At 73.2% G+C, this 15,549-nt stretch carries 15 protein-coding genes; 8 read left to right on the top strand and 7 right to left on the bottom strand.

What is annotated here, in order from left to right:
- Positions 1-74: 74 nt before the first annotated feature.
- Positions 75-659, top strand: a complete 585-nt coding sequence (locus OHA37_RS32680; protein ID WP_266910611.1) for an RNA polymerase sigma factor — start codon at positions 75-77, stop codon at positions 657-659.
- The gene (locus tag OHA37_RS32675; RefSeq protein WP_266910609.1) at positions 656-1,375 is read left to right on the top strand and encodes a hypothetical protein; all 720 of its coding nucleotides are present in this window, start codon (positions 656-658) and stop codon (positions 1,373-1,375) included. Before OHA37_RS32680 ends, OHA37_RS32675 begins: the two co-directional genes overlap by 4 nt.
- 81 nt (positions 1,376-1,456) lie before the next feature.
- Here OHA37_RS32675 and OHA37_RS32670 read toward each other — a convergent pair whose 3' ends face one another.
- On the bottom strand, positions 1,457-2,854 hold the full coding sequence (locus OHA37_RS32670) for a HEAT repeat domain-containing protein (RefSeq protein WP_266910607.1): 1,398 nt from the start codon (positions 2,852-2,854) through the stop codon (positions 1,457-1,459).
- Between the two features lie 378 nt (positions 2,855-3,232).
- Positions 3,233-3,676: an ankyrin repeat domain-containing protein gene (locus OHA37_RS32665; protein ID WP_266910605.1), complete on the bottom strand. Its 444-nt coding sequence runs from the start codon at positions 3,674-3,676 to the stop codon at positions 3,233-3,235.
- A 280-nt stretch (positions 3,677-3,956) separates the two neighbouring features.
- Here OHA37_RS32665 and OHA37_RS32660 point away from each other — a divergent pair, with 280 nt between their 5' ends.
- Together OHA37_RS32660 and OHA37_RS32655 are read left to right on the top strand one after the other, a co-directional pair.
- Positions 3,957-4,151: a hypothetical protein gene (locus tag OHA37_RS32660; RefSeq protein ID WP_007262923.1), complete on the top strand. Its 195-nt coding sequence runs from the start codon at positions 3,957-3,959 to the stop codon at positions 4,149-4,151.
- A 50-nt stretch (positions 4,152-4,201) separates the two neighbouring features.
- Positions 4,202-5,839 (top strand): hypothetical protein, encoded by a 1,638-nt coding sequence (locus OHA37_RS32655; RefSeq protein ID WP_266910603.1) that lies wholly within the window; start codon positions 4,202-4,204, stop codon positions 5,837-5,839.
- 27 nt (positions 5,840-5,866) lie between these two features.
- Here the strand turns inward: OHA37_RS32655 and OHA37_RS32650 are convergent, their stop codons facing one another.
- On the bottom strand, positions 5,867-7,369 hold the full coding sequence (locus tag OHA37_RS32650; protein ID WP_266910602.1) for an SCO1417 family MocR-like transcription factor: 1,503 nt from the start codon (positions 7,367-7,369) through the stop codon (positions 5,867-5,869).
- Positions 7,370-7,676: 307 nt separating this feature from the next.
- Between OHA37_RS32650 and OHA37_RS32645 the strand changes: the two genes are divergently transcribed.
- The 3 genes from OHA37_RS32645 to OHA37_RS32635 all read left to right on the top strand — a co-directional run bounded on the left by OHA37_RS32645 (position 7,677) and on the right by OHA37_RS32635 (position 10,592).
- Complete coding sequence (locus tag OHA37_RS32645; RefSeq protein WP_266910601.1) at positions 7,677-8,447, top strand: glycerophosphodiester phosphodiesterase; 771 nt, start codon at positions 7,677-7,679, stop codon at positions 8,445-8,447.
- 67 nt (positions 8,448-8,514) lie between these two features.
- A complete protein-coding gene (locus OHA37_RS32640; protein WP_266910600.1) occupies positions 8,515-9,897 on the top strand; it encodes an MFS transporter in 1,383 nt (460 codons plus the stop codon).
- Between the two features lie 320 nt (positions 9,898-10,217).
- Positions 10,218-10,592 (top strand): RNA polymerase-binding protein RbpA, encoded by a 375-nt coding sequence (locus OHA37_RS32635; protein WP_007262928.1) that lies wholly within the window; start codon positions 10,218-10,220, stop codon positions 10,590-10,592.
- A gap of 165 nt (positions 10,593-10,757) precedes the next feature.
- Here the strand turns inward: OHA37_RS32635 and fxsA are convergent, their stop codons facing one another.
- From fxsA to OHA37_RS32615, 4 genes are all read right to left on the bottom strand, one after another.
- A complete protein-coding gene (gene fxsA / locus OHA37_RS32630; protein WP_266910599.1) occupies positions 10,758-11,351 on the bottom strand; it encodes an FxsA family membrane protein in 594 nt (197 codons plus the stop codon).
- An 89-nt stretch (positions 11,352-11,440) separates the two neighbouring features.
- Positions 11,441-12,274 carry a polyprenol monophosphomannose synthase gene (locus tag OHA37_RS32625; RefSeq protein WP_266910598.1) on the bottom strand — a complete coding sequence of 278 codons (834 nt, stop codon included), beginning with the start codon at positions 12,272-12,274 and terminating at the stop codon, positions 11,441-11,443.
- 308 nt (positions 12,275-12,582) lie between these two features.
- Positions 12,583-14,232 (bottom strand): amidohydrolase, encoded by a 1,650-nt coding sequence (locus tag OHA37_RS32620; RefSeq protein WP_266910597.1) that lies wholly within the window; start codon positions 14,230-14,232, stop codon positions 12,583-12,585.
- 178 nt (positions 14,233-14,410) lie between these two features.
- Positions 14,411-14,851, bottom strand: coding sequence for an Lrp/AsnC family transcriptional regulator (locus OHA37_RS32615; protein WP_250741559.1), 441 nt, complete (start codon positions 14,849-14,851; stop codon positions 14,411-14,413).
- A 218-nt stretch (positions 14,852-15,069) separates the two neighbouring features.
- Here OHA37_RS32615 and OHA37_RS32610 point away from each other — a divergent pair, with 218 nt between their 5' ends.
- Complete coding sequence (locus OHA37_RS32610; protein ID WP_266910596.1) at positions 15,070-15,516, top strand: hypothetical protein; 447 nt, start codon at positions 15,070-15,072, stop codon at positions 15,514-15,516.
- The last annotated feature ends 33 nt before the right edge of the window (positions 15,517-15,549 follow it).

Genomic DNA, 15,549 nt, shown 5'->3' with positions numbered 1-15,549 from the left:
AAACGCTTCGCGCTCAGGGTGCCAAGTACGGGTGAACGGGGCCGCAGGGGCCTCGCACACACGGGAGGAAACGGGTGCGCAACCCATCACGGGAGGCCGGACCACCGGATCTCACCACGCCCGAGGGGTTCGGCAGGTTCTACGAGGAGCACGTCGACGCCGTCCTCGGCTTCGTCACCCGCCGGGTCGCCGATCCGCACGTGGCGGCGGACCTGACGGCGGACGTCTTCCTCGCGGCGATGGGGTCGGCGGGCGGCTACCGGCCCGACCGGGGCGTGCCGGTCGCCTGGCTGTTCGGCATCGCCCGCAACGTCCTGTCGGGCCACGCCCGCGGTCTGGCCCGCGAGAGCGGCGCCCTGGCCCGGCTCAGCGGCCGCCGGCTCCTCGACGACGAGGACGTGGCCGCGCTGGAGGAGCGCATCGACGCGGAGCGGGCCTTCCGGGCCGTCGCCGAGCGGCACGCCGCCCTGTCCGAGCCGCTGCGCGCGGCGCTCGACCTGGTCGTCGTCGACGGCCTCACGCCGGCGGAGGCGGCGCAGGCCCTGGGCGTCACCACGACGACGGTCCGCGTCCGCCTGCACCGTGCCCGGCGCGCCCTTCGCGCCACCGAACCCGCCCCGTTCTCCACCGCGGAACCGCACCTGGAGGTAGTCCGATGAGCAGCAGGCCCCACGCGTTCGAGGAGCGGCTCAAGGCCGAGCTCATGGCCATCGCCGCGGATCAGCCCCCCGCCGCCGCCCCTGTGCGGTCGACCGCCCGGCGCTACCGGATCCCGATCGCCCTCGGCGCGGTGGCGGCGACGGTCGCGGCTCTGGTGGTCCTGCCGGTGCTCGGCGACGACGGCGGTACGTCGCCCGCGTACGCCGTGTCCCGGAACGACGACGGCACCATCTCGGTCCACATCTTCCACCCGGACGGTCTCGACGGGACGGTCCGCGAGCTGCGGGAGCTGGGGATCGCGGTGGCGGTGGTGCCGCGCAAGCCGTCGGAGCGGTGCCCGTCGAGCGTGGCCTACCCGCAGGGACTCACTCCCGGGGAGGGCGGGGGCGAGTTCGCCGGCGCCCGGGACGAGTCCGCACAGATGATGATCACCCCGGAGACGGTGCCGCCGGGCCACACGCTGGTGGTGAGCACGCCCGCGGACGCCTCGGACGTCCACCCGATCGGCTTCGGCGCCGTCGAGACGCCGAAGGTGCCGTCCTGCGTGCCCGTCTACGCCGACCCGGCCAAGGCTCCCCAGCGGACCCTGAGCCCGAAGGAGGCCGCGGTGCTCAAGGACAAGCAGCGGATCGCGCGGGAGGAGCGGGAGAAGGAGGCCCGGACGGGCGGATCCGCCACGGCGAGCCCTACGGCGGGCTCACCGCGCAAGCCGTAGCCCGACGGTCGGCCAACCGACGGCGCGCCCCCGGTCCGTTCCTCGGACCGGGGGCGCGCCGCGCTGCGCAGGGGTGCGCGGCTACACGGCCGACTCCGGGGCGATCCGGCTCCGTACCGCCGACTGGACGTCCTCTTCCTCGGCCGGGTCCGCCGCCAGGCGGCGCAGGCGCGGGGCCACTCGGGCGTCGGCCGTCTCCGCGTGGCGGGCGGCCACCTCCCGGGTGGTCTCCTCGCAGTCCCAGAGGCATTCGACGGCGAAGCCCGCCGCGAAGGAGGGGTCCGTGGCCGCCAGGGCCCGGGCGGCGCGGCCCCGCAGGTGGGAGGAGGCCGTCTCGCGGTAGATGTGGCGCAGTACCGGCGCCGCGCAGCCGATGCGGAGCCGGCCGGCTCCGTCGACCAGGGTGAACAGCGGCGTGGAGTCCGGGCCCGAGCCGCGGACGGTGGAGCGCAGGGCCCCGAGGACCAGGGTGGCGTCCTCGGCTCCGCCGCGGGCGGCCAGGAGGGTCCCTGCGGCCGTTCCGAGGGCGTCGGGGCGCTGGACCCAGCGCCGGGCCCGCTCGACGGCGGCGGGGCCGCACATGCGCTCGTAGGCGGCTACGGCCGGCTCGTCGCCGGCGGCTTCGATGAGGTCCAGTACGGCCGGGTTCTCCGGCTCGGCGAGGACCAGGTGGTGCAGCGCGGTGGCGCGGGCGGCCTCTCCGGACGCGCCGGCGGCGGCCGCGAGGATCGCGGAGCGGTCCTCGGGGGTGGCCACGGCGGCCAGGCAGCGGGCGGCCGGGACGTGCAGGGGGGTGCCCCGGCGCAGTCCGTCGGCGGCCCAGTCGAAGACGGCCTGGACGCCCCAGCCGGGTTGGGGGCCGCGCGGGGTGAGCTGGCGCTGCCAGCGGTCGAAGGAGCCCTGCTGGCGGGCGGCGCGCAGCCGCTCGCCGTAGGCCGGGTCCTCTTCCCACAGGCACCAGGGCCTGGGCTCGTAGGCGTCGCGGACGGCGGCGGCGAGCCGCGCCTCACCCTCGGCGGTGTCGGGGAAGCGGGCGAGGACCGGTGCGGCCAGGGAACGCAGTCCCTCGTCGTCGTCGCGCAGGGCGAGTTCGTCGAGGGCCCAGGCCCAGTTGGCGCCCGTGGCGGCGTACCGGCGCAGCAGCATGAGCGCGTCGTCACGGCCGTACGAGGCCAGGTGGCCCAGGACGGACAGGGCGAGGCCCGTGCGGCGGTCGTCCTCGTCGACGAGGTCGTCGACGCCGAGGAGGTGGGCCTCGATCTCGCCCAGGGGGCCGTCGAGGTCCAGGTACAGGCGTGCGTAGTACAGGGAGCGGTTCTCGACCTGCCAGTCCTGGCGCGGATCGCCGGCCACGCAGTGGTTGAGCGCCGCGAGGGCCTCGGCTCTGGGCGCGGCGAGCGCGTGCAGCGTGCCGTCGCCGCGGCCGCGCTGCAGGAGCCCGAGCAGGGTGCCGCTCGGCGCTATGACTGGTTCGAACATGGGAATGGCCTCAAATCAAGCTGGGGACGCAACCGGGAATCGGAATTCACAGGGCCGCGTAACAGCATGCGAGGACGTCCGCCGTCAGGTTCCGCTCGATGTAGACCATTGCCTTCTCACTCTCGTCGGTGCTTCTCGGCCAGGGTGGCGGTCCCCCGGCAGGAGTGGGGGTCGGACACCCGTTGTGTCCTGCCCGCTCCTGCCCGTCCGCCCTGTCCGCGAATCGAATCCGACGCCATGATGACCCAGGCGGTTTGTGCGCCGCGACCACATTTAAGGCCGCCGTGACCAACCCGTGAGGTCTGGACCAGTCGGAAACCGGCCGGGAACCGGCCCGGAGACCGGCCTGGGCACCGGCTGGGGACCGACAGAAGCGGACTACTTGGCTCCGAAAAGTTCCAGCAGGTCGGCTTTGGCGAACATGCGGGCCGTGTCCACGGCGGAGGGCGTTCCGGCGTTCGGGTCGGCGCCCCCGGCGAGCAGCGCGCGGATGACGGCCTCCTCGCCCTTGAAGACCGCGCCGGCGAGCGGGGTCTGGCCGCGGTCGTTGGCCCGGTCGGCCTCGGCGCCGCGGGCCAGCAGGGCCGTGACGGCGTCGGCGTGGCCGTGGTAGGCGGCGAGCATGACGAGGGTGTCGCCGCGGTCGTTGGTGAGGTTGGCCGGGACGCCCGCGTCGACGTACGCGGCGAGGGTCTCGGTCTCACCGCGGCGGGCGAGGTCGAAGATCTTGGTGGCCAGCTCGACGACGTCCTCGTCGGGAACGCCCGGAGAGTCCTGGGAGGCCTGGGAGTCCTGGGAGCCGTTCTCGACGTGCTCACTCATCGGTCGTACCGCCTTTCACGGGCAGGGCTGCGCACGGCACTGCGTCCGTACGGGTGAAGCGTCAGAGTAACGCCCGGACCTGCACATGAGCGGCGCGGGCCGAGGCAATGATCACCTTGCGGCCCCCATGCCCCCGTCCCGCCAGGCGCGCCAGCCGGGATGGGCCGGTCAAGTGAAAAATTACTAGATTCACCCATATGCACCTTTTATCGCATTGATACTTCCTGTGAGCCTGGAAGAACTGATGGTGACTGTCCCCACCCACCAGGAGAACTGACTCATGGTCCTGTCCATCTCAGGTGTCGTCCTGCTCGGCATCATCTGCTTCCTGTTCTTCAAGAAGGACGGCATGAAGCTGACGCACGCGTTCGTGTGCGCCCTCTTCGGCTTCTTCCTCGCAGGCTCCGCCATCGCCCCCAGCATCACGGCGAGCACGGCGAGCCTCGCGAGTCTTCTCGGCGGGATCAAGCTCTAGCGCCCGGCCCCGGCACCCACCCGAAGCATCCACAACTCCAGGAGACGCCCGTGGCCCGGCGCCCACTTCCCCGCATCCTCAGCAGCGGCACCGTGTCGCTGACCCGGGGCCGCGACTTCGCTCGCACGGCCGCCGACAGCGCCACGGACGTCCTCCATCCGCTCCTCACCATCGGACGGGGCCTGCGCGTCCTGGCCTCGGCCGGACGGCGCAAGTGGTGCGACACCCCCAAGGACAAGCGTGGTCCCGCGCTGTTCCTGGGTGCCGCCTGCGTCCTCGTGGTCGCGCTCGTCCCCTACGGGCCCCTCACCGCCCTGATCACCCTCATGGCGGCGGCGGCCTGGCAGGGACGCGACCGCACCCCGGCGAAGACCGGTCCCAGCGATGCCGAGACCGAACGGCTCGGCTCCCTCTACGAAGCCCTCGTGCCGTACTTCTCCATCCCGGAGGATCCGAGCCCCCTCTTCGCCCACGGCGGGGAGTGGGACAAGGCCTTCAGCGGCTACGAGTTCGACGAGGCGGGCCGCGTCACCCGGCTCCACATCCGCTACCCGGCCTACTTCACCGACGGCGAGGCCGCATCGAGGGCCCGGATCGAGGCACTGCTGCACGCCAAGTCCGGGCGCGGACGGGAGTATCTCTTCGACTGGGACGAGGAGGGAAACCAGCTCGACCTGAGCGTGCTGGCGGCGCTGCCGACAGGTATCGCCGCCCAGCCCTTCGTCACCTCCCCCGGTGAGACCGTGCTCGGCTTCACCGACCCCGGCAGCGTGCAGCGCACGCTGCCCGTCCTGGACGGCGACGAGCCCCGGGACATGCCGCCGGTCATCTGGCGCACCGGATCCCGTTCCGCCGAGCCCCATCTGCTGGCCGTGGGGCAGCCCGGCAGCGGTACGTCCACGCTGCTGCGGTCCGTCGCCCTGCAGGCCCTGCGGCACGGGGGCGACGTACTGATCGTCGAGGGCGGCGGCACCGGCGAGTACTCCTGCCTCTCCGGCCGCGCGGGCGTCCTCGCCGTGGAGTGCGGGCCGACCGGGGCGCTGGCCACCCTGGAATGGGCCGCCCGCGAGACCGAGCGGCGCCTGATCGCCACCCACCGGGCCCGCGAAGCCGGCCGGCCCGCGCCCGAGGACACCCGGCGTCCGCTGTGGATCCTGCTCGACCGGCCCAGCGTGCTGGCCCACCTGGCCGCCGCCGAGGGCGCCCCCGATCCGATCGCGCAGCTCCAGGTGCCGCTGCGGCACGGGCGCGCCGCGCACGTCACGGTGGTGGTGGCCGAGCAGTTCGACCACTTGGAGCTGCTGCACGACTCCGTCTGGCAGCACACGAGGGCCCGGGCGGTGCTCGGAGCCGCCACGATCCAGCAGATCGCCGACGTGCTGGGACTGCCCCCGCACACCACGCCGACGGCCGTCCTGCCGCCGGGGCGCGGGTACGCCCGGCTCGGCGCCGGTCCCGTGCACCGGCTCCAGGTTCCGGCCACGCCGGACCCGTACGACGACGCCACCCACCCGGGACACCGGCAGGCGGTACTGGACCTGCTGCCCGAGCGGCAGGCAGCGCCCAAGCCCGCCCCGGACCACGTCACGCTGGGCAAGCCGCTGCACATCGTCCAGCCGCCCGCCCAGGCGCAGGGCCCGGCGATCGACGCCTCGGAGATCCCCGAGGTCCCGGCGGACGTCCCGTAGGACGCGGCGGGTCCGATCGGCCCCGTCCTACGCGACGAAGGTGCGCGGCGGCTCCGCCCCGCCGCCGCCCGCTCCGGTGGCGACCAGCCGGGCCGCGGCGGCCAGCCGGGCCGCCGCCTCCTCGGCCACCGGGCCGCCGACGGTGAAGGGGAGCCGGACGTACCCCTCGAAGGCGCCGTCCACGCCGAACCGGGGCCCCGAGGGGACCCGTACGCCCACCCGCTCCCCCACCTCGGCCAGCCGGGAACCGGAGAGCCCGCCCGCGCGGGCCCACAGGGTCAGGCCGCCCAGCGGGACCCGGAACTCCCAGTCCGGCAGCTCCCGGCGGACCGCCGCCACCAGGGCGTCCCTGTTCTCGCGGGCCTGGTCGCGGCGGATCTCCACGGCCTGCGCCCAGCCCCCGGTGCGCATCAGCCAGTCCACCGCGAGCTGTTCCAGCACGGGCGTGCCCAGGTCGGCGTAGGCACGGGCGGCCACCAGGCTGCGGATGACGTCGGGGGCCGCGCGGACCCAGCCGATGCGCATGCCGGCCCAGAAGGCCTTGCTGGCGGAGCCGACGGTGATGACGGTGGAGCCGGCCGGGTCGAAGGAACAGACGGGGCGGGGCATCTCCATCGCCGGGTCCAGCTGGAGCTCGACCATGGTCTCGTCGGCGACCAGGACGGTACCGGCCGAGCGGGCCGCCTCGACCATCGCGCGGCGCTGCTCGTCGGAGGCCAGGGCCCCGGTCGGGTTGTGGAAGTCGGCGACCACGTAGGCCAGGCGCGGGGCGGAGTCGCGCAGCACCTGGCGCCAGACGTCCATGTCCCAGCCGGTCAGCCCTTCCCCCATGGCGACGGGCACGAGGCGGACCCCGGCGGCGCGCATGAGCTGGAGGATGTTGGCGTAGGACGGGGATTCGACGGCGATCCGCTCGCCGCGCCCCGCGAAGAGGCTGCAGATGGCGTCGATGGCGCCCATCGCGCCCGTGGTGACCATGATCTGCTCGGGCATGGTCGGGATGCCGCGCTCGGTGTAGCGGTCGGCGAGCATGCGGCGCAGCGCGGGCAGGCCGGCCGGGTAGTCCCCGTGGGTGTGGGCGTACGGCGGGAGTTCCTCCAGGGCGCCCTGCACGGCCTTGGTGAGCCAGGGCTCGGGGGCCGGGAGGGCGGCGCAGCCGAGGTCGATCATCGAGCCGAGGGACTCGGGGGGCAGGGGCTCCAGCCCGCGGGCCGGCATCGGGTTGCCGGCGGGCACCGAGGTCCAGCTGCCGGCGCCCCGGCGGGATTCCAGGAACCCCTCGCCGCGCAGGGCCTCGTAGGCGGCGGCGACGGTGGTGCGGCTGACGGAGAGCGCGACGGCCAGCTCCCGCTCGGCGGGGAGCCGGGCGGCCACGGGGATGCGGCCTTCGAGGACGAGCAGGCGGACGCCGTCGGCGAGCGTGCGGTACGCGGGCAGCTTGCGCCCGCCGGGCGCGGCGGTCCGGCCCTGCTGGGAGGTGATGAGCCGGCCGAGCTGTGCGGCACCTACGGCCGAGGTCCACTGCGCCATGTCGTCCGGTCCACCTTCGTCGAATTGGCCCCTGTCGGCCCCCGCGGGAGCCGGCATTGGATTGGTCCTGCGGGGTCCAGGGTGCCACGGAGTGCTCCGCGCGAAATGAGGAGGCCCCGGGTTCGGGCCCGCCTGGAGCGTCCGGAGGATGGCCCTCGACCTCTTCCCCCGCGCCCCGGGGTACCAGGCCGCGTACGTGTACTCCGGCGTCGATCCGTGGGTGCTGCGGAACTGAACCGGCGGGCCGTTCACCGGGCGGCCATCGGGGCACTCCCGCACCGGCGGGAGCAGGGGGCATACTGCCGCGGTGACGCACGTACGCCTACCCCACCCTTATCTCGACCACCCGGGTCCCATCCCCTTCGCGCACCGCGGCGGGGCCTCGGACGGGCTGGAGAACACCGCCGCCGCCTTCCGGCGGGCCGCCGCCCTGGGCTACCGGTACTTCGAGACCGATGTGCACGCCAGCGCCGACGGCAAGCTGGTCGCCTTCCACGACGCCACCCTGGACCGGGTCACCGACGGGCAGGGGCGCATCCGGGAGCTGCCGTGGCGCCGGATCCGCGAGGTCCGGGCCGGCGGGACCGAGCCCCTCGCGCTCTTCGAGGACCTGCTGGAGGAGTTCCCGGACGCCCGGTGGAACGTGGACATCAAGGACGAGTCCGCCGTGCACCCGCTGGTCGGCCTGATCGCGCGGACCGGGGTCTGGGACCGGGTGTGCGTGGGTTCCTTCTCCGAGCGCCGGGTGGCCCGGGCCCAGAAGATCGCCGGCCCCCGCCTGGCGACCTCGTACGGGGTGGCGGGGGTGTTCGGGCTGCGGCTGCGGTCGTACGCGATCCCCGCCGCGCTGCGCGCGGGCGCGGTGGCGGCGCAGGTGCCGGAGACCCAGGCGGGCATCCGCGTGGTGGACCGCAGGTTCGTGCGGACGGCCCACGAACGGGGGCTCCAGGTGCACGTGTGGACCGTGAACGAACCGGAACGCATGGAGGCTCTCCTGGACCTGGGAGTCGATGGCATCATGACCGACCGGATCGACATCTTGCGCACGGTGCTGGACCGGCGCGGAGCCTGGGCCTGACCGGCCCGTTCGGCTGCGCGCCAGGTGGCGGCGGCCGCAGCGGTACGGGGACAGCGAGGGGGCACCGATGAGTGCGCAGACGACGGACGACGCGGAACCGGGGGCCGAGGACGGCAGAGCCGCCGCGGCGGCAACGGCCGCGCGCAAGCGCGAGCAGCGCGGCTGGTACTTCTACGACTTCGCGGTGTCGGTGTACTCGGCGAGCGTGCTCACCGTGTTCCTCGGGCCGTACCTCACGTCGATCGCCAAGGCCGCGGCCGACGCCGAGGGCTTCGTCCATCCGCTGGGCATCCCGGTGCGGGCCGGTTCCTTCTTCGCCTACACGGTGTCCGCCTCGGTGATCCTGGCCGTGCTGCTCATGCCGCTGGCGGGGGCGGTCGCCGACCGGACCGGCCGCAAGAAGCCGCTGCTGGCCGTGGCCGCGTACACGGGGGCCGCGGCGACGGCCGGCATGTTCTTCCTGGCCGGCGAGCGCTACCTGCTGGGCGGACTGCTCCTGATCGTGGCGAACGCCTCGCTGTCGGTCTCGATGGTGCTGTACAACGCCTACCTGCCGCAGATCTCCACGCCGGACGAGCGGGACACGGTCTCCTCGCGCGGCTGGGCCTTCGGATACACCTCGGGCTCGCTGATGCTCGTGATGAACCTGGCGCTCTACATGGGCCACGACTCCTTCGGTCTCACCGAAGGCATGGCGATCCGCATCTGCCTGGCCTCGGCGGGCCTGTGGTGGGGTGCCTTCGCGCTGATCCCGCTGCGCCGGCTGCGGGACCGCGCCGTGGTCCGGGAGCCGGGCGCCGCCCCGGCCGTCAGCGGCTGGAAGCAGCTCATCGCCACCCTGAAGGACATGCGGCGCTACCCGCTGACCCTGTCGTTCCTGCTGGCGTACCTGATCTACAACGACGGCGTGCAGACGGTGATCTCCCAGGCCTCGATCTACGGGTCGGAGGAGCTGAAGCTGGAGCAGTCCACGCTCATCGGGGCGATCCTGCTCGTTCAGGTCCTCGCAGTGGCCGGTGCGCTGGGGATGGGCCGGCTGGCCCTCCGGTACGGCGCCAAGCGGACGATTCTCGGATCGCTGGCGGCCTGGGGCGTGACGCTGGCCGCCGGATACTTCCTGCCGGCCCGGACCCCGGTGTGGTTCTTCGCACTGGCCGCGATGATCGGACTGGTGCTGGGCGGCAGCCAGGCGCTGTCGCGCTCGCTGTTCTCGCACCTGGTTCCGGCGGGCAAGGAGGCCGAGTACTTCTCGGCGTACGAGATGAGCGACCGGGGGCTGAGCTGGGTGGGACCGCTGGTTTTCGGGCTGACGTACCAGGTCACGGGCAGCTACCGGGACGCGATCATCTCGTTGGTGGTCTTCTTCGCACTGGGTTTCGTGCTGCTCGCCCGAGTGCCGGTGCGGCGCGCGGTGGAGGCGGCGGGCAATCCTGTACCCGAGCGGATCTGACCGGGGATCCGGCGGTTCCGACGGATCGGGCAGACTTCAGCCGCGCTAATTCGGAACGAATTTCGACGTTCAAGCTAAGGGCCGGTAGTGTACGCCTTTGGCCTGCCAGGCGGACCGTTACTGCGTGCTTATGAAGTGAAGACGTTGGGTGACATCTGCTGCCAGATGTGACAAAACGGGCACTGGTGGGTACAACAAGGGGCGGTACGACGGGCGACGCATGACCCGGAGCGGGAATCTATACCGCCGACCGGACGTTGACCGGATGACGACGACAGCGACACCTGTCCTGTGGGCGACAAGCCCGGGAGGCACGATTCATGAGTGAGCGAGCTCTCCGCGGTACGCGGCTCGTGGTTACCAGCTACGAGACGGACCGCGGCATCGATCTGGCCCCGCGCCAGGCGGTGGAGTACGCATGCCAGAACGGACATCGATTTGAGATGCCGTTCTCGGTTGAGGCAGAAATTCCGCCGGAGTGGGAGTGCAAGGCGTGTGGCGCCATGGCACTCCTGGTTGACGGGGATGGGCCCGAAGAGAAGAAGGGCAAGCCTGCGCGAACGCACTGGGACATGCTCATGGAGCGGCGCACCCGCGAGGAGCTGGAGGAAGTGCTGGCCGAGAGGCTCGCGGTCCTTCGTTCCGGCGCCATGAACATTGCCGTGCATCCGCGGGACAGCCGCAAGTCCGCCTGACAGCCGGACGCCACAGCGGCGAAGCACGACAGCACAAGGCCGAGGGGCCCCACCACACACCGTGTGGTGGGGCCCCTCGGCCTTGTGCTGCGCGGTTGGGTCGGTCTGCCGGCTGGGCGGGCCGGCTCAGTGCTTCAGGGGGTCAGTGCCGCAGGGGGCAGTCCCTCAGGGGGTCAGCGGCGGACGGCTGCCGTTGTCGGGCCGCTGCGGCCCGTCCTCGCGGATGACCTCGCCGTGGATGACCTCGCCCGGGACAACCTTGCCGTCCGGGTAGTGGATACGGGCCTGCTGGAAGGCGTCGCCGAAGGAGCCCGCCGGCGCGGAGGCCATCTTCCGCTCCAGGGAGCGGGCGGCCCGGCGGCCGATCAGGGCGCGGACGGGCGGGAGCAGGAGCAGCAGACCGGCCGCGTCGGAGATCAGGCCGGGCATCATCAGGAGCAGCCCTGCCAGCATGGTCAGGCCGTTGCCCGTGCCGGGCTTGCCGGGCTGCTGCGGAGTCGGCTGACGGCCCTCCTGGGCCTGCTGGAAGGTGTCCGTCAGGTTCTTGAAGGCACGTCGCCCGGCCCGCTTGATGACCACCGCACCCAGCACGAGGCCGCCCGCGAGCAGCAGGGCGACTCCCCCGCCGCCGATCATTCCGGCGACCTGGCCGAGCAGCCAGATCTCCAGGATGAGCCAGGCCGCGATGGCCAGGGGAAGGTACGTACGGGCGGGCGAACGCCGCCGGGGGGCCGTAGAGGTCGGAACTCCGGTCGTCATACCCCCAGTGTGCCTGGGCCGGCGTAAAGACGTCCTCAGCCGGAGGTACCGGACATCCCCTAGGGGTGGCGGCCCCCCGGTGACGCGGCCTACTTGCCCCGGGCCTTGCCCGTCAGCTTCCCCGACAGCGTGTCCGACACCTTGCCCGAGAGCTTGCCCGCGTGCTCCTTGATGCCCCACTGGGTGACCCGCCAGAGGGCCTCCACCACGATGTCCTTGCTCATCTTGCTGTCGCCGAACTCGCGCTCGACGAAGGTGATGGGCACCTCGACGACGCGGAAGCCCTTCTGCACGGCCCTGCGAGCCAGGTCGACCTGGAAGCAGTAGCCGGCCGAGGCCACGTCGGCCAGGCCCAGCCCTTCGAGGGTCTCGCGGCGGAAGGCGCGGTAGCCGCCGGTCACGTCGCGGATCGGGACGCCCAGCATCAGCCGGGAGTACGTGGACCCGCCCCGGGAGAGGAACTCGCGGCTCTTGGGCCAGTTCACGACCCGGCCGCCCGGCACCCAGCGGGAGCCCAGCACCAGGTCTGCGCCCTCCAGGGCGGTGAGCAGCCTGGGCAGCTCCTCGGGCTGGTGGGAGCCGTCGGCGTCCATCTCGATGATGACGCCGTAGCCGTTCTCCAGGCCCCAGCCGAAGCCCGCCAGGTAGGCGGCCCCGAGCCCTTCCTTGCCCTTGCGGTGCAGGACGTGGACCTGGTCGTCCGCAGAGGCAAGCTCGTCGGCGAGCTTTCCGGTGCCGTCCGGGCTGTTGTCGTCGGCGACCAGGACGTGGGCCCCCGGTACAGCCGCGCGGACGCGGCCGACGATCAGCCCGATGTTCTCCGCCTCGTTGTAGGTCGGAATGATCACCAAGGCCGTGCCGAGCGGTCCGTAGCTTCGCTGTCCGCCGTCGCTCACTGATTCCCCTTTTGCGTTCTCGTACATCCTGTACGTCGTGTCGCAGAGGATGATTTTAGAACAGCGATCGGGGCCCGCGGTCCTTCGGGCCGGACCGGCTCCCGCTGGCTGCGGGCCGCCTGACCGTTGTCTACTGGACCGCGGGGCCCCGATCTGAGGCCACCCGCCCCCAACTCCTGCGAAGCAGGGGGGACACCCTTGCGGCGAAACCTTCCCTCGCCCCCGAGGCGCGGGCGCGGCTGTGCGATCGGCTCCGTCCGGTTCGGACGTCCGGTGGTGGACCCGGCCGAACCTATCCGGGTCCGGCCGCCCTCACCGAACCACGGCCACCCGGATCACCCCTGTGGCCGTACGAATACCTCCCGGCCGCCGACCACCGTGGCCAGGCAGACCGGCAGCTCGCCGCCGGGGGTCAGGTCCGGCAGTCCGGGGGTGCCGGAGCGGGGGTCCGTGGACCAGCGGGCGACCCGGTCGTCGGGGGCCTGCACCACCAGTTCGGCCGTGTCCCAGACCGCGTAGTCGGCCGGGGCGCCCGGGACGAGGATGCCCGCGTCGTCGCGCCCCAGGGCCCGCCAGCCGCCGCGGGTGTGGGCCGCGAAGGCGGCCCGTGCGGAGATGCGGTGGGCGGGAGTGTGGTGGAAGGCGGCCGCCCGGACGGTGCCCCAGGGGTCGAGCGGGGTGACCGGGGCGTCGGAGCCGAAGGCGAGCGGAACGCCGGCCTTGAGCATGGCCGCGTACGGGTTGAGGGTGCGGGCGCGCTCGGCGCCGAGCCGGTCGGCGTACATGCCCTGCGCGCCGCCCCACAGCGCGTCGAACGCGGGCTGCACCGAGGCGGTGAGGCCGAGCTCGGCAAAGGCGGCGATGGTGGCCGGGGTCATCATCTCGGCGTGCTCGACGCGGTGCCGGGCGGCTCGCACGCGGTCCAGGCCGACCTTGTCGACGGCGGCCCGGACCCCGGTGACCACGGCGGTGATCGCGGCGTCCCCGATGGCGTGGAAGCCCGCCTGGAGGCCCGCTTCGGTGCAGGCGGCGACGTGTTCGGCGACGGCCCGCGCGTCGAGGTAGTCGGTGCCGGTGTGCTCCGCGTCGGCGTACGGGGCGTGCAGGCAGGCGGTGTGCGAGCCGAGGGCCCCGTCGACGAAGAGGTCGCCGGCGGCCCCGACGGCGCCGAGTTCCTTGACCTGGGCGAGGTCCCGGTCGGCCCAGTAGCCGAAGACGCGGGGGCCGGGGTGGGTCCGTGCCAGCTCCAGGAGGGCGGTGAAGTCCTCCGGGGAGGAGATCTCCGGGCCGCCGCACTCGTGGACGGAGCCGATCCCGAGGGAAGCGGCCCGGTCGAGGGCGGCCCGCTGGGCCTCGGCGCGCTGGGCCGGGGTGAGGGCGCCGAGCGCGGCCCGGCGTACGGCGTGGTGGGCGTCCCGGGTCAGCGGCTCGTCCGCTGCCGTGCGCGCCTCGGGAACCAGCCGGAGCAGCTCCGTGGTCACCACGGCGGAGTGCGCGTCGATGCGGCTGAGGTAGAGCGGGCGGCCGCCGGTGGCCTCGTCGAGCTCCTGCCTGCGGGGGGCGCGGCGCTCGGGCCAGCGGGCGGCGTCCCAGCCGTGGCCCAGCAGCACCCGGTCACCGGGGCGGGCGTCCGCGTACGCGCGCACGCGCTGGAGGGCTTCGGCGAGGGAGGCGGCCGTGGAGAGGTCCAGGCCGGTCAGGGCGAGGCCGGCGGAGGTGGTGTGCACGTGGGCGTCGGTGAAGGCGGGGGTGACGAGCGCCCCGTCGAGGTCGACGACCTCGTCCACGCCCTGCGCGAAGGCGTCCGCGGCGCCCTCGGAGCCGACCCAGGCGATGTGGCCGCGCTCGACGACCATCGCGGTGGCGAAGGGATCGGCGGGGCTGTGGACCTCGCCGCCGCGCAGGAGGACCGTACGGGTGCCTGCGGTGGTGGGGGCGGGGGCTCCGGCGGCTGTGGCGGAGTCGGCGGTGGTGCGGTCTGTCATGCCGACAGTCTGGCGGGTGCGTTGCGCGCCGCGGACCACGGCCCCGCCACAGGGGGCCGGGGGTGTTTCCCCTACCCGCCCTTCGCCCGTTCCCCGGGGCTCCGCCCCGGACCCCGCGCCTCAAACGCCGGCGAGGCTGGATTTGGCCTGCGGGCTGGATTTGCCGACGAGGCTGGAATTACACCCGGGGCGGGCGGGCCTCGTACGGGGTGGAGAGGACCACCGTCGTGCGGGTGGAGACGTGGGCCAGGGCGCGCAGGCGGCTCAGGAGGTCTTCCAGCTCCAGCGGGGTGGCCACGCGGACCTTGAGGATGTAGTTCTCGTCGCCCGCGACGCTGTGGCAGGCCTCGATCTCGGGAACGCCGGCCAGCCGCTCCGCGATGTCGTCGGGTGCGCTCGGATCGAAGGGCTTGACCGAGATGAAGGCCGTGAGGGGGAGACCGACGGCCTCGGGGTCCACGACGGCCGCGTACCCGCGGATGACACCGCGCTGCTCCAGGCGGCGTACTCGCTGATGGACCGCCGACGTGGACAGTCCGGTGGCCTTGCCCAGGTCCGTGTAGCTCATCCGCCCGTCCCGCACGAGCAGATCCACGATCTGGCGGTCCAGCTCCTCCATTGCGCTCATAGCCGCACAACTTACGGCCCCGAACCGTTTAGGCCCACCCGTGTCCACGGATTGAGGTGGCACCTGCGGCAGGCATGTGACCAAGGCCACAGGCGTATGCGGGCGTACGACGGCCGGAAGTGGTTACTCGTGCCGCGCGACGGGAAGTGCTTGGGGTGGCCGTGGCCGAAGAACCTGCCCGCCCGGCCCACCCAAGGGGGAGTACATCCATGCTGAACACCAAGCGCGCCGGTCGCACCGAACCGGAGCCCCTGGAAATCGTCGAGAGCGGTTACGCCGACGACGACGATTACCTCGAATACGCCGAGGGCTTCGAGATCCACCACGCGACCTGCCCCGACTGCGGCCAGTCGATCGCCCTCGTGGCGGACGAGGAGTTCCTGCCGGAGCACGCCCTCTGCCTGACCCCGTGGAACCCCTTCGGGCTCACGGTGTGCGCGGGCACCGGGCGGCCCGCCTCCGACGCGCTGCCCACCCTCGACTTCGGCGCCGAGGAGGCTCCCGAGCTGGAGCCCGTCGTCCACCTGGCGCTGCCGCAGGGGCTGGACTGGCGGACGCAGCCGTTCTCGCACGTCGGCGGCCCCGGCTCGCGTCCCGTACGGATGCCGGCGCCCGCGGCGATGCCGCAGATGCGCCAGCACGCGCAGGCCGCCTGACCCCCGGCCGGAATGGCCCCGACGGCCACCGAG

Source organism: Streptomyces sp. NBC_00335, from assembly GCF_036127095.1.
Taxonomy (GTDB): Bacteria; Actinomycetota; Actinomycetes; order Streptomycetales; family Streptomycetaceae; genus Streptomyces.
The sequence above is the reverse complement of the archived record's forward strand: the minus strand, read 5'-3'. Positions and strand labels throughout refer to the sequence as shown.